Origin of the sequence: Streptomyces sp. AC558_RSS880 (assembly GCF_019049255.1) — a bacterium.
GTDB lineage: Bacteria > Actinomycetota > Actinomycetes > Streptomycetales > Streptomycetaceae > Streptomyces.
In genome coordinates this window covers 233,777-246,342 of record NZ_JAGMUJ010000031.1, presented here as the reverse complement: position 1 = coordinate 246,342, position 12,566 = coordinate 233,777, and the positions used below count along the sequence as shown (strand labels likewise).

Here is a 12,566-nt window from a genome sequence, read left to right as displayed (position 1 = left end):
CCGCCGAAACTTGTTGAAGTCGATCGGATTCCCGGGGCAACTGACGGGCCCGTCATGCGTCTAACAGGACGCAGGACGGGCCTGCTTCATGACGCGAGGGGTTGCCAGGGGTGGGGAGGACGGGGGCAGTGACGCAGAACGCCGCACCGGAGACGCTCGGTGACGGCGGCGAGCGTGCGGAAGACCCGGACAAGGGCCCGTCCGACGACGGCGGCGGCCCCCGCCCGCGCCGCATACGCCGGCTGCTCAAGTGGTGCGCGACGGTCCTCGCCCTGCTCATGATCGGCGCGGCCGGGGCGGGCTACCTCTACTACCGGCAGCTGAACGACAACATCAAGAAGGACGTCCTGAACCTGGGCGACAGCAAGGTCGCCGAGCCGACGCCGAACGCGGCCGGGCAGACCCCGCTGAACATCCTGCTCATCGGCAGCGACGCGCGGGACTCCGAGGAGAACCAGCAGCTCGGCGGCGCCCGCGAGACGTTCGGCTCCACCCCGCTCGCCGACGTGCAGATGCTGGTGCACCTGTCCGCCGACCGGTCCAACATGTCCGTGGTCAGCATGCCGCGCGACACCCTGGTCGAGATCCCCAAGTGCACCGACCCGGACGACGGGACGGTGTACCCGGCGAGCAACGGGCGCACGATGACCAACCAGAGCCTCGGGCACGGCGGTCCCGGCTGCACCGTGGCCACCTGGCAGGAGCTCACCGGCATCCACATCGACCACTTCGTCATGGTCGACTTCGCGGGCGTGGTGTCCATGGCGGACGCGGTCGGCGGTGTCCCGGTGTGCGTCGACGCCAACATCCACTCGCGCGACAGCCAGGGCCACGGCTCCGGGCTGAAACTGGAGAAGGGCACCCACCCGGTGAAGGGCGAGCAGGCCCTGCAGTGGCTGCGCACGCGCTACGGATTCGAGGACGGCAGCGACCTCGCCCGCGCCAAGGCGCAGCACATGTACATGAACTCGCTGGTCCGGCAGCTGCGCGAGAACGCCACCCTGAGCAGCCCCAACAAACTGCGCCGGCTGGCCGAGAAGGCCACCGAGGCACTCACCGTCGACCCCGGGCTCGACACCGTGAAGAAGCTGTACGACCTGAGCACCGAGCTGCGCAAGGTGGAGCCGGAGCGCATCACCATGACCACGATGCCCAACCGGTACGTGGGCGCCCGTGTGGAGCCGACCGAGGACGCCGAGAAACTGTTCCGTCTGGTACGTGAGGACATCGCCCTCGACGGCAAGGACGCGAAGCCGGCGAAGGCCGAGCCGAAGGCCCCGGCGGACCCGGCCGCCGACGACGCCGACATCGCCGTACAGGTCCTCAACGGCACCCTCACCGACACCCTCGCCGCCGCCCCGGGGCGGACCAGCACGGTCGCCGGTGCGCTGAAGGAGAAGGGCTTCACCGCAGCGACCGCCGACACCACCGGCGCCCTCAGCGAGAAGCGGACGGTGGTGCGCTACCCGAGCGCCGACCTGGAGGGCGACGCCCGGCGCGTCGCCGACGCCCTCGGCATTCCGGCGAGCTCGGTGAAACGGTCCACCGACGTGACCGGCGTCACGCTCGTGGTGGGCGCCGACTGGCGCGAGGGGACGACGTACAAGGCGCCCGAGGAGGACAACACCACGCCCGATTCGGCGGAGGCGCTCAACGGGGCCGACGACAAGGCCTGCATGCACGTCAGTCCGGGCTTCACCTGGTGAACGCGGTGAGCCCCTTCCCGTCCGGGAAGGGGCTCACGTGTGACGGGGGACGTCAGGCGGTCGGCGCGTCCGCGTGGACGGCGGGCCGCCGCGAGGCGATGACCTTCTTCGCCAGCGCACGCGGGCTGGTCAGGAAGCCCCAGCCCCACGACATGTGCATGGTGGCCAGCGCCACCGGGATCTGCAGCCGCGCCTTCAGCGGCAGTCCCCTGCCGGCCGGTACGGACCCCAGCGCGATCGCCGCGAGGTAACCGCCGGGCACCACGAAGCCCCACGGCGTCAGCACGGCGCCCACCACGATCCCGGCCGCGATCGCGCACACCGCGGTCGGCGGGGCGAGGTACCGCAGGTTGATGGAACCGGAGTGGTAGCGGGCCACGACGTGCCGCCAGCGGCCGTAGTCCTTGTACTGCTTGGCCAGCGCCCGCACGCTCGGCCGGGGCCGGTACGACACCTTCAGCTCCGGCGAGAACCAGATCAGCCCGCCGGCCTCACGGATGCGGAAGTTCAGCTCCCAGTCCTGGGCGCGGATGAACTCCACGTTGTAACCGCCCTGCTGCTCCAGCGCCTCGCGCCGGAACACACCCAGGTACACCGTCTCGGCGGGAGCGGCCTCGCCACCGGTGTGGAAGGCGGCGTTGCCCACGCCTATCCTCGACGTCATCGCGGCCGCGACGGCGTGCTCCCAGTCGTTCTCCCCCTCGGCGTGCATGATGCCGCCGACGTTCTGCGCGCCGGTCTCCTCCAGGAGCCGCACGGCGGTCGCGATGTAGTTCGGGGAGAGCATCCCGTGCCCGTCGACGCGGACCACGATGGGGTGGCGCGAGGCCTGGATCGCGGCGTTGAGGGCGGCCGGGGTGCGGCCGGTCGGATTGGGCACGGTGTGCACCCGCGGGTCCTCGGCCACGAGCTCGGCGGCGATCTCGTCCGTGCGGTCCGTGGACGGACCGAGGGCGATCACGACCTCCATCTCGCCGGCGTACTCCTGGGCGAGGATCGCGCGGACGGCGCCACGCAGATGCCGCTCCTCGTTGAGGACGGGCATGATCACAGAAACGGCGGGGAGCCGCACGTCGGGATTGGCGTTCATAGAAGGCTCACGTTACCGCGAACGGGGGACACCGCCGCGCGCGCCGGGGGCGATGTACCGGGCCGCAGATCGTATCGGCCTACCGTGCTCACGATCCCACGCACGGCCGTCGTCCGGAGGTGTCCCCCCTTGCCCACGCCGCCGCGGTCCCCCCGGCCCCGCACCGCACCGCAGCGTCCGTCGCGGCCCCCCGCGCCGCCGCGCGGGAAGCCGCGCTGGGTCGTGCGCACCGTCACCACGCTGTCGGTCGTGGTGCTCGCCGCCGCGGGGATCGGACACGCGGTGATGAGCGGCCTCGACGAGGACATCGCCCGGGTCGACCCGTTCCACGACATGAAGAACCGGCCCGAGGCCGGACACGGCATGAACATCCTGCTGGTCGGCACCGACGGCCGGGAGAGGATCGGCGCTCAGGAGCGGGAGAAGTACCGGCTCGGCGGGACGCCCTGCCACTGCACCGACACGATCATGATCGTGCACATCTCGGCGGACCGCGACCGTGCCACCGTGGTCAGCCTGCCCCGCGACTCGTACGCCGTGACGCCCCCGCACACCGACCGCGTGAGCGGCGAGCGGCACGAGGGGCACCCGCTCAAGCTGAACGCGGCGTACGCGGAGGGCGGCCCCCGGCTGACCGTGCGCACGGTCGAGAAGATGACCCGGGTGAAGATCGACCACTACCTGGAGGTCGACTTCACCAGCTTCATGAAGACCGTGGACGTGGTCGGCGGCGTCGAGATCTGCACCGGCGAGCCGCTGAAGGACAGCCGCACCGGCCTCGACCTGCCCGCCGGCCGGCACACCCTCGAAGGCGGCCAGGCCCTGCAGTACGTCCGCGCCCGGCACGTCGACGGCACCTCCGACCTCAGCCGGATGAGGCGCCAGCAGCACTTCATGGCGGCCCTGGTGGACCGGGTCACCTCCTCCGGCATCCTGCTGCACCCGATGAGGTTCCGGGACGTGACCCGGGCGGTGCTCGGCTCGGTCCGCGCCGACAAGGGCTTCGGCACCGGCGAACTCCTGGACCTCGGCCGGGCGATGCGGAACTTCTCGCCCTCCTCCTCCGAGTTCACCACCGTGCCGATCGCCGACATGAAGCACTCCGTGAAGGGCGTCGGCTCGACGCTGAAGTGGGACGCCCAGAAGTCCGGGCGCATCTTCGACGCGCTGCGCCGGGACGAGCCGCTCTCCGCGCACCTCACCCCCGACCCGAGGCCCCGCGTCCCGGTGGACCCCCGGCAGGTCCGCGTCCAGGTCGAGAACGGCACCCGCACCGCGGGCCTCGGCCGGCGGGTGGACGCCGCGCTGGCGGCGACCGGCTTCGCCACCACCCGCGCCCCGGTCAACGCGGCGGACCAGGACGTGCGGCGGACGGTCGTCGCCTACGACCCCCGCTGGGACCGCTCCGCGAAGTCCCTCGCGGCGGCCCTTCCCGGCAGCGAGCTGCGCGCGGTGAAGGGCCAGGGCGCCACGCTGAAGGTGATCGCGGGCGCCGACTTCGGGGAGGTCCGCGAGGTGCGGGCGCAGGACCCGGGGCGGGGCGAGTTCGGGGTGGTGCGGGGCGACCAGGTGGGCTGCTCCTGAGCTCCGTCCCGTCCTCGGACTAGTCCTCGAACCCCTCGGCGGCCCGCTTCTCCCGCAGTTCCACGATCGCCCGGCGGCGGGCCAGGCGGTGGGCGCGGCGAATCTGGGCCTCCTGGTAGCGGCGTCTGTCCCGCTCGGTCTCCGGTATCACCGGCGGCACCCGGCGCGGCTTGCCGTCGGCGTCGACGGCCGCGAAGACGAGGTACGCCGAGCCGACCTGGGTGGGCGGCGCGGACTCGTTCCAGCGCTCGGCCAGCACCCGCACCCCGACCTCCATCGAGGTCCGCCCGGTCCAGTTGACCTGGGCCTTCACATGGACCAGATCACCGACGCGGACCGGCTCCAGAAAGGCCATCTCGTCCATGGAGGCGGTGACGGCAGGCCCTCCGGAATGCCGTCCGGCGACGGCGCCCGCGGCGTCGTCGACCAGCTTCATGATCACCCCGCCGTGCACCGTGCCCAGGAGGTTGGTGTCGTTGTGGGTCATGATGTGGCTGAGGGTCGTACGGGACGCCGAGGTGGGCTTGCCCGGGATGTCCGGACTCTCCGTCGCTGCGGCGGGGGCCTGATCTGTCATGGCCTCTACCTTATGCCGAGGTCACATCTGCGGAATTTGTGTCAGCTTCGCAACAGCGGTGCCCTGATTTCCGACGACCCTTGTATGGCGCACAGCCCGGACCTGCACACTGTCTTCCATGACTGATTGGCCCGATGCACGGTCCGGCGACAACCGCGGCGGACGCTACGGACGCGGCAGCGCGAGCGCGCAGCCCGAGGGCGCCCGCGTCATGCGGCAGGTCCGCCGCGGCCCGGCGGCCCCTCCCGGGCAGGGCGCGTACGGCGGCGTCCCGCAGCAGCCGTCGTACGTGGACGGACACGGCAGTGGCGACGGCTACGACAGCGGCTACAACACCGGCCAGGTCTACGGAACGCCCGGCGGCGGTGGCCCCGGCAGACCGGGCGGTGACGGCCACGGCCCGCAGCGCCCCGCACCGGACTGGCGCCGCCGCGCCAAGTGGACGGCGATCACCGTGGTGACGGTGCTGGTCGTGACGACCGTCGGCACGTACTTCTGGGCCGACTCCAAGCTCAACCGCGAGGTCGACCTGTCGAAGGTGATCGAGCGGCCCGAGAAGGGCGAGGGCACCAACTACCTCATCGTCGGCTCCGACAGCCGCGAGGGCATGACCGACGAGGACAAGAAGAAGCTGCACACCGGGTCCGCCGACGGCAAGCGCACGGACTCGATGATGATCCTGCACACCGGCGACAACGGCCCCACCCTGATCTCGCTGCCCCGGGACTCCAACGTCGAGATCCCGTCCTTCGTGGGCTCCGATTCGGGCAAGACCTACCCCGGGACCGGCCGGCAGGTGAAGCTCAACGCCGCCTACGCCGAGGACGGGCCCGAGCTGCTGGTCCGCACGGTCGAGTTCAACACCGGCCTGCACATCGACCACTACGTGGAGATCGGCTTCGCCGGCTTCGCGAACATCGTGGACGCGGTCGGCGGCGTCGAGATGGACATCCCGCAGGACATCAAGGACACCAAGTCCGGCGCCGACCTCAAGAAGGGCAAGCAGACCCTGAACGGCGAGGAGGCCCTCGCCTTCGTCCGCACCCGCTACGCGCTGGCGGGATCCGACCTGGACCGTACGAAGAACCAGCAGAAGTTCCTCTCCGCCCTCGCCAACCAGGTGGCCACGCCGGGCACGGTCCTCAACCCCTTCACGCTCTACCCCACCATGGGCGCCGGCCTGGACTCCCTGATCGTCGACAAGGAGATGGGCCTGTTCGACCTCGCCGACATGTTCTGGTCGATGAAGGGCGTCAGCGGCGGCGAGGGCACGTCCATGAACATGCCGATCGCGGGCTCCACCGGCGGCAACCTGCTCTGGGACAAGGCGAAGGTGAAGCAGCTGGTGACCCAGCTGAACAACGACGAGAAGGTCACCGTCAAGGGCAACTGAACCGGTTGTGGGCACCCCGCGGGGTGCCCACAACCGTGTCCGGCGGCGTCACATCGTGGCGCCCGCCATGGCGCGGCACATCTCGGAGCAGCGGCGACAGGACTCCGCGCAGCGCGTCATCCTCTCGTCGTCCGGCATGGACATGCACGCCTCGGCACACATGTCGCAGGCCTGCGCGCACATCATGCACATCTCGTTCGCCAGCGGCGAGCGGCGCATCATCATGTCCGCGCACATGCGGGTCATCTCCGAGCAGTCCATGAGCGCCCGCATGATCCGCATCTGGGCCTGGCCGCCCATCTGCAGACAGGAGCTCATGGTCTCCTCGCACACACCGTGGCAGGCCATGCACGCCTGGACGCAGTCCTGCATCTCCTTGCTCATCGGTTCCGTGGTGGTCGGCTGCTGCTGGGTCATGGTTCCTCCCAGGGACGGAAGGGGACCGGGATCCGGCCCCGCCCCTCCGTCCTACGCCCCCTCCCCCATGACCACCACAGGACGGCCCACCCGGCACCCACTCCACGTGTCCGCTTGGAAGCGCCGGCAGCGGCAAAAAGAGGTGAGGCGGCCGGGCACACCGGCCGCGCCTCTTGGGGGCCGGACGAGCAGGGCAGGGGAGAGCACACGTGACACCACAGGCGGAGAGACAGCGGCTGCGCAGACGGCTGGAGCGGCTCATCGGCATCGCCGCGACCGAGGGCAACGAGCTCGTGCCGCTGCGCAACGGCGACCGGATCTTCCCCGCGATGCTGGAGGCCATCCGCGCCGCGGACCACACCGTGGACATGATGACGTTCGTGTACTGGCGCGGCGACATAGCGCGGGAGTTCGCCGACGCCCTGGCCGAGCGGGCACGCGCGGGAGTCCGGGTGCGGCTGCTGCTGGACGGCTTCGGCGCCAAGGAGATCGAGCCGGACCTGCTGGACGCCATGGACGACGCCGGTGTCCAGGTGGCCTGGTTCCGCAAGCCCACCCGGCTGTCACCGATGCGGCAGAACCACCGCTGCCACCGCAAGGTCCTGGTGACCGACGAGCACACCGCCTTCACCGGGGGCGTCGGCATCGCCCAGGAGTGGTGCGGTGACGCCCGCGGCCCCGGCGAGTGGCGCGACACCCACGTGCGGGTGCGGGGGCCCGCCGTGGACGGGATCGCCGCGGCCTTCGCCCAGAACTGGGCCGAGTGCCACGACGACCTGTACGACGAGCACGACCGCTTCACCGCGCAGGAGCAGCCGGGGCGGGCCACGGTCCAGGTCGTACGGGGCTCGGCGAGCTTCGGCTGGCAGGACATGCAGACGCTGCTGCGCGTCGTGATCACCTCGGCGCGGGAGCGCTTCCGGCTGGCCACGGCCTACTTCGCCCCGGACGCCTACTTCATCGGCCTGCTGGCCGACGCCGCCCGCCGGGGAGTGCGCGTCGAGATCCTGCTGCCCGGCCCGCACACCGACCAGCGGGCCTGCCTCCTGGCCGGCCGGCAGCACTACCAGACCCTGGTCGACGCGGGCGTGGACGTACGGGAGTACCAGCCGACCATGCTGCACACGAAGGTCATCACCGTGGACGGCGTCTGCTCCCTCATCGGCTCCACCAACTTCAACCGCCGCTCCCTGGAGCACGACGAGGAGGTCATGCTGGCCGTCCTCGACGAGGACTTCACCGCCGAGCTGGACGCCGACTTCGACGCCGACCGCAAGCTGAGCGAGCCCGTCGACCCGGCCCGCTGGCGGCGCCGCCCCCTGGCCGAACGCCTCGCCGAGGCCGCGGTCACCCCGATCCGCCGCTTCCTGTGACGGCGCGCGGCGGCCGGGAAGAGCGAGGGGCGCCCGGTCCGCGGACGCCCTTCAACCCGTCGGCTCGCCGGCCGTTACGGCAGGTTGCGGGCCATGACGATGCGCTGGACCTGGTTGGTGCCCTCGTAGATCTGGGTGATCTTCGCGTCGCGCATCATGCGCTCGACCGGGTAGTCGCGGGTGTAGCCGTAGCCGCCGAGGAGCTGGACGGCGTCGGTGGTGACCTCCATGGCGACGTCGGAGGCGAAGCACTTGGCGGCGGCGCCCTGGAAGGTGAGGTCGCTGTCGCCGCGCTCGGACTTGGCCGCGGCGGCGTAGGTGAGCTGGCGGGCGGCCTCGATCTTCATGGCCATGTCGGCGAGCATGAACTGGACGCCCTGGAAGTCGGCGATCGGCTTGCCGAACTGCTTGCGCTCCTTCACGTAGCCCTTGGCGTAGTCGAGGGCGCCCTGGGCGATGCCGAGGGCCTGGGCGGCGATGGTGATGCGGGTGTGGTCCAGCGTCTTCATCGCGGTGGCGAAGCCGGTGCCCTCCTCGCCGATCATGCGGTCGGCGGGGATGCGGACGTCGTCCAGGTACACCTCGCGGGTCGGCGAGCCCTTGATGCCGAGCTTCTTCTCGGGGGCGCCGAAGGACACGCCCTCGTCGGACTTCTCCACGACGAACGCGGAGATGCCCTTCGAGCGCTTCTCCGGGTCCGTGACGGCCATCACCGTGTAGTACTCGGACTCGCCGGCGTTGGTGATCCAGCGCTTCACGCCGTTGAGGACCCAGGTGTCGCCGTCGCGGACCGCCCTGGTCTTCATGCCGGCCGCGTCGGAGCCGGCGTCGGGCTCGGAGAGGCAGTACGAGAACATCGCGTCGCCCTTGGCGAGCGGGGCCAGGTACTTCTTCTTCAGCGCCTCGGAGCCGGAGAGGATCACCGGCAGCGAGCCCAGCTTGTTGACGGCCGGGATCAGGGAGGAGGACGCGCAGACGCGGGCCACCTCCTCGATCACGATGACCGTGGCGAGGGCGTCCGCGCCGGCGCCGCCGTACTCCTCGGGGACGTGGACGGCGTGCAGGTCGTTCGCGGTCAGGGCGTCGAGGGCCTCCCGCGGGAAGCGTGCCTCCTCGTCGACCGCGGCGGCGTACGGCGCGATCTTCGCCTCGGCCAGCGAGCGGACGGCGTCGCGGAGCATGTCGTGCTCCTCGGACGGGCGGTACAGGTCGAAGTCAGCCGATCCGGCCAAGGTCTCTCACGCTCCAAAACGCTGCGATGCTGGTCACGCTAACTACCGTTAAGTAACTCAAATTTTAGAGCGTCGGCCACGGTCGTGGATAGGTGAGCTGGGCGACAGGCCGTCGCCGGTGTTCCCGGGCCCCCGGTTATGCTCGGGCCCGCACTGCATGCCGTAGACCTCTGGAGCACCCATGGCCCTCAAGATCACCGTGATCGGCACCGGTTATCTCGGCGCGACCCACGCGGCGGCCATGGCGGAGCTGGGGTTCGAGGTGCTGGGCCTCGACGTCGTACCGGAGAAGATCGACAAGCTCCGGCGCGGTGAGGTCCCGATGTACGAGCCGGGGCTCGAGGAGCTGCTGCGCAGGCACGTCGCGGGGATCGAGGGGTCCAGCGGGCGGCTGCGGTTCACGATGGACTGGGCCGAGCTCGGGGAGTTCGGCGACGTCCACTTCGTGTGCGTGAACACCCCGCAGCGGCACGGCGAGTACGCCTGCGACATGTCGTACGTCGACTCCGCGATCGCCTCGCTCGCGCCGCATCTGAAGGGTCCCGCGCTGGTCGTGGGCAAGTCGACGGTGCCCGTCGGCTCGGCCGACCGGCTGGCCGCCTACCTGGCCGAGCACGCCCCGGCCGGGGAGGACGCGGAGCTGGCGTGGAACCCGGAGTTCCTGCGCGAGGGCTTCGCCGTGCGCGACACGCTGCACCCGGACCGGGTCGTGGTGGGCGTGCGCAGTGAGCGGGCGGAGAAGATGCTGCGGGAGGTGTACGCCACGCCGGTCGAGGAGGGCTCGCCGTTCGTGGTGACCGACTTCGCGACCGCGGAGCTGGTGAAGACCTCCGCGAACTCCTTCCTGGCCACCAAGATCTCGTTCATCAACGCGATGGCCGAGGTGTGCGAGGCCGCGGACGGTGACGTCGCCAAGCTGGCGGAGGCGATCGGCTACGACGACCGGATCGGCGCGAAGTTCCTGCGGGCCGGGATCGGTTTCGGCGGCGGCTGTCTGCCGAAGGACATCCGGGCGTTCATGGCGCGCGCCGGTGAGCTGGGCGCGGACCAGGCGCTGACGTTCCTGCGGGAGATCGACTCGATCAACATGCGGCAGCGCGGCCGGATGGTGGAGCTGACCCGGCAGGCGCTGGGCGGCGGGTCGTTCCTGGGCAGGCGGGTGGCGGTGCTGGGCGCGACCTTCAAGCCGGACTCGGACGACGTCCGGGACTCGCCGGCGCTGAACGTGGCCGGGCAGATCCACCTGCAGGGCGGCCAGGTCACGGTGTACGACCCGAAGGGCATGGACAACGCCCGCGGCCTCTTCCCGACCCTGGGGTACGCCGACTCGGCGCTGGAGGCGGTGCGCGGCGCGGACGTCGTGCTGCACCTGACGGAGTGGCGGGAGTTCCGCGAGCTGGACACGGCGGCGCTGGGCGAGGTGGCGGCCCAGCGGCTGGTCCTCGACGGGCGCAACGCGCTCGACCCGGAGGTGTGGCGGCGGGCCGGCTGGCGTTACCGCGCGATGGGACGTCCCACCGCCTGACGGAAAAGGGGACGCCGGTTCGGCCGAGGCTCAGTCGGCCGAACCGGCGTCCTGCTGCATTCTGCCCCACCGGGCGCGGGCGCGGTGGGGCTACGCCCCCTTCCCGGCGGGCCCGGCGAGGTCCGCCGCGGTCCGGCAGCGCCCGAAGGGGCGCGGGACCGTACCGACGTGCGGCTGCCGCCGCGTGGGCGCGACCGGCCACGACGGCGCGGCAGCCGACCGACGACACGGCTGCGCACCTCCGGCGGAGCGTCTAGGCGCCCTTCGCCCGGTACCGGCGCATCTTCGCGCGGGCCCCGCACACCTGCATGGAGCACCAGCGGCCGCGTCCGGCGGGGCTGCGGTCGTAGTACGCCCAGTGGCAGTCGGCGGCCTCGCACGCCTTCAGCCGGTTCCAGGTGCCCGCCGTGACCGCTTCGGCGACGGCGGCGGCCACGCGGGAGAGCAGGGGGCCGTCGTCGACGGGGGCGAGCGCGGCGGAGCCGTCCGCCGGGTCGACCGTGACCACCAGGGGCGCCCGGGCCAGCAGTTCGCCGAGCGGGGTGACCGCGCGGTGCGGCGGGTGACCGGCGTGGGCGAGCAGGGTGGCGCGCAGGGACTCGCGCAGTTCGCGGGCGGAGGCGGCGGTGTCCTCGGTGAGCCCGAAGGGCGCGCGGCCGTCCGCCGTGTCCAGCGCGTCGGCGCCCGACTCGATGTCCAGCGTGTTGACCAGGGCCTGGACCAGGGCCAGCCGCCCGGGCGGGGCCGCTCTCTCACTCATGCCTGGACCGTACCTCCCGCTGTTCCCCTACCTCCCGCTGTCCCCTTGCGACGTTACCTCCAATGCGGCAGCATGCAGTAACGGCTACCGGTTGACCGGCTCTGCCGGTAACAACGAGGAGGAAGTCATGTCCGTTGCCAAGGTGGGCTCCGTCGTCCTGGACTGTCCGGATCCGCGCGCGCTGGCCGGTTTCTACGCCGGGATCGTGGGCGGCACGATGGTGGACGAGGGCGAGTGGGTGGACCTGAAGGTGCCCGGCGGCCCGGTCCTCGCCTTCCAGGCGTCCCCGGAGTACGTACCGCCGCGGTGGCCGTCGGCCGACGGTTCGCAGCAGTTCCACCTGGACCTGACGGTCGAGGACCTGGACGCGGCCGAGAAGGAGGTGCTGGCGCTGGGCGCGAGGCCACTGGACGCGGACGACCGCTCGCGGACCTTCCGGGTTTACGCGGATCCGGCCGGGCACCCGTTCTGCCTCTGCGCCTGCTGACCCACCGATCCCTGGAGGTTCCATGGCCCCCGTGGCCCGTTTCCGTTCCGTCGTTCTCGACTGCCCCGACCCGCGTGAACTGGCCGTCTTCTACGCGGCCGTCGGCGGCGGCACGCCCGTGGAGGAGGACCCGGACTGGGTGGTGCTGCAGATCCCCGCGGGGCCCCGGCTCGCCTTCCAGCGGGCGCCGGGGTACGTCCCGCCGCAGTGGCCGCGCGCCGACCACGACTCCCAGCAGTTCCACCTCGACTTCGACGCCGGCGGGACCTGGGAGGAGATCGACGCGGCCGAGGCGAAGGTGCTGGCGCTGGGGGCCCGGGTGCTGGACCGGGAGGACTACGAGAGCAAGGACTTCCGGGTGTACGCCGATCCGGCGGGGCATCCGTTCTGCCTCTGCCGGATCGAACAGCCCTGACCGCCCC

12 protein-coding genes are annotated in these 12,566 nt (G+C 71.4%); 7 read left to right on the top strand and 5 right to left on the bottom strand.

What is annotated here, in order from left to right; genetic code table 11:
• The first annotated feature begins 128 nt into the window (after positions 1-128).
• On the top strand, positions 129-1,706 hold the full coding sequence (locus tag KUM38_RS15025) for an LCP family protein (protein ID WP_217129862.1): 1,578 nt from the start codon (positions 129-131) through the stop codon (positions 1,704-1,706).
• Between the two features lie 52 nt (positions 1,707-1,758).
• Here KUM38_RS15025 and KUM38_RS15020 read toward each other — a convergent pair whose 3' ends face one another.
• Positions 1,759-2,796 (bottom strand): glycosyltransferase family 2 protein, encoded by a 1,038-nt coding sequence (locus tag KUM38_RS15020; RefSeq protein ID WP_217129861.1) that lies wholly within the window; start codon positions 2,794-2,796, stop codon positions 1,759-1,761.
• Between the two features lie 222 nt (positions 2,797-3,018).
• Between KUM38_RS15020 and KUM38_RS15015 the strand changes: the two genes are divergently transcribed.
• Entirely contained in the window at positions 3,019-4,380 is a 1,362-nt protein-coding gene (locus tag KUM38_RS15015; RefSeq protein ID WP_308408971.1) for an LCP family protein, read from the top strand.
• 19 nt (positions 4,381-4,399) lie between these two features.
• Here the strand turns inward: KUM38_RS15015 and KUM38_RS15010 are convergent, their stop codons facing one another.
• A complete protein-coding gene (locus tag KUM38_RS15010) occupies positions 4,400-4,957 on the bottom strand; it encodes an acyl-CoA thioesterase (protein ID WP_217129859.1) in 558 nt (185 codons plus the stop codon).
• A gap of 118 nt (positions 4,958-5,075) precedes the next feature.
• On the opposite strand from KUM38_RS15010, the gene KUM38_RS15005 reads away from it, so the two are divergent.
• Entirely contained in the window at positions 5,076-6,350 is a 1,275-nt protein-coding gene (locus KUM38_RS15005; RefSeq protein WP_217129858.1) for an LCP family protein, read from the top strand.
• Positions 6,351-6,398: 48 nt separating this feature from the next.
• On the opposite strand, the gene KUM38_RS15000 is transcribed toward KUM38_RS15005, so the two are convergent.
• On the bottom strand, positions 6,399-6,767 hold the full coding sequence (locus KUM38_RS15000; protein WP_217129857.1) for a four-helix bundle copper-binding protein: 369 nt from the start codon (positions 6,765-6,767) through the stop codon (positions 6,399-6,401).
• Between the two features lie 209 nt (positions 6,768-6,976).
• Here KUM38_RS15000 and KUM38_RS14995 point away from each other — a divergent pair, with 209 nt between their 5' ends.
• On the top strand, positions 6,977-8,140 hold the full coding sequence (locus tag KUM38_RS14995; protein ID WP_217129856.1) for a phospholipase D-like domain-containing protein: 1,164 nt from the start codon (positions 6,977-6,979) through the stop codon (positions 8,138-8,140).
• Between the two features lie 74 nt (positions 8,141-8,214).
• Here the strand turns inward: KUM38_RS14995 and KUM38_RS14990 are convergent, their stop codons facing one another.
• Positions 8,215-9,372: an acyl-CoA dehydrogenase gene (locus tag KUM38_RS14990; protein WP_302181218.1), complete on the bottom strand. Its 1,158-nt coding sequence runs from the start codon at positions 9,370-9,372 to the stop codon at positions 8,215-8,217.
• A 181-nt stretch (positions 9,373-9,553) separates the two neighbouring features.
• On the opposite strand from KUM38_RS14990, the gene KUM38_RS14985 reads away from it, so the two are divergent.
• Positions 9,554-10,897 carry a UDP-glucose/GDP-mannose dehydrogenase family protein gene (locus KUM38_RS14985; protein ID WP_217129855.1) on the top strand — a complete coding sequence of 448 codons (1,344 nt, stop codon included), beginning with the start codon at positions 9,554-9,556 and terminating at the stop codon, positions 10,895-10,897.
• 253 nt (positions 10,898-11,150) lie between these two features.
• Here the strand turns inward: KUM38_RS14985 and KUM38_RS14980 are convergent, their stop codons facing one another.
• The gene (locus tag KUM38_RS14980; protein WP_217129854.1) at positions 11,151-11,657 is read right to left on the bottom strand and encodes a CGNR zinc finger domain-containing protein; all 507 of its coding nucleotides are present in this window, start codon (positions 11,655-11,657) and stop codon (positions 11,151-11,153) included.
• Positions 11,658-11,784: 127 nt separating this feature from the next.
• Here KUM38_RS14980 and KUM38_RS14975 point away from each other — a divergent pair, with 127 nt between their 5' ends.
• Positions 11,785-12,144: a VOC family protein gene (locus KUM38_RS14975; protein ID WP_217129853.1), complete on the top strand. Its 360-nt coding sequence runs from the start codon at positions 11,785-11,787 to the stop codon at positions 12,142-12,144.
• 22 nt (positions 12,145-12,166) lie between these two features.
• Entirely contained in the window at positions 12,167-12,559 is a 393-nt protein-coding gene (locus KUM38_RS14970) for a VOC family protein (protein WP_217129852.1), read from the top strand.
• Positions 12,560-12,566 lie beyond the last annotated feature (7 nt).

Bases quoted from the DNA above. Each gene is read 5' to 3' on its own strand.
- KUM38_RS14985 (WP_217129855.1), top strand. From the start codon at position 9,554: ATGGCCCTCAAGATCACCGTGATCGGCACCGGTTATCTCGGCGCGACC.
- KUM38_RS14980 (WP_217129854.1), bottom strand. From the start codon at position 11,657: ATGAGTGAGAGAGCGGCCCCGCCCGGGCGGCTGGCCCTGGTCCAGGCC.
- KUM38_RS15020 (WP_217129861.1), bottom strand. From the start codon at position 2,796: ATGAACGCCAATCCCGACGTGCGGCTCCCCGCCGTTTCTGTGATCATG.
- KUM38_RS14970 (WP_217129852.1), top strand. From the start codon at position 12,167: ATGGCCCCCGTGGCCCGTTTCCGTTCCGTCGTTCTCGACTGCCCCGAC.
- KUM38_RS15010 (WP_217129859.1), bottom strand. From the start codon at position 4,957: ATGACAGATCAGGCCCCCGCCGCAGCGACGGAGAGTCCGGACATCCCG.
- KUM38_RS15005 (WP_217129858.1), top strand. From the start codon at position 5,076: ATGACTGATTGGCCCGATGCACGGTCCGGCGACAACCGCGGCGGACGC.
- KUM38_RS14975 (WP_217129853.1), top strand. From the start codon at position 11,785: ATGTCCGTTGCCAAGGTGGGCTCCGTCGTCCTGGACTGTCCGGATCCG.
- KUM38_RS15000 (WP_217129857.1), bottom strand. From the start codon at position 6,767: ATGACCCAGCAGCAGCCGACCACCACGGAACCGATGAGCAAGGAGATG.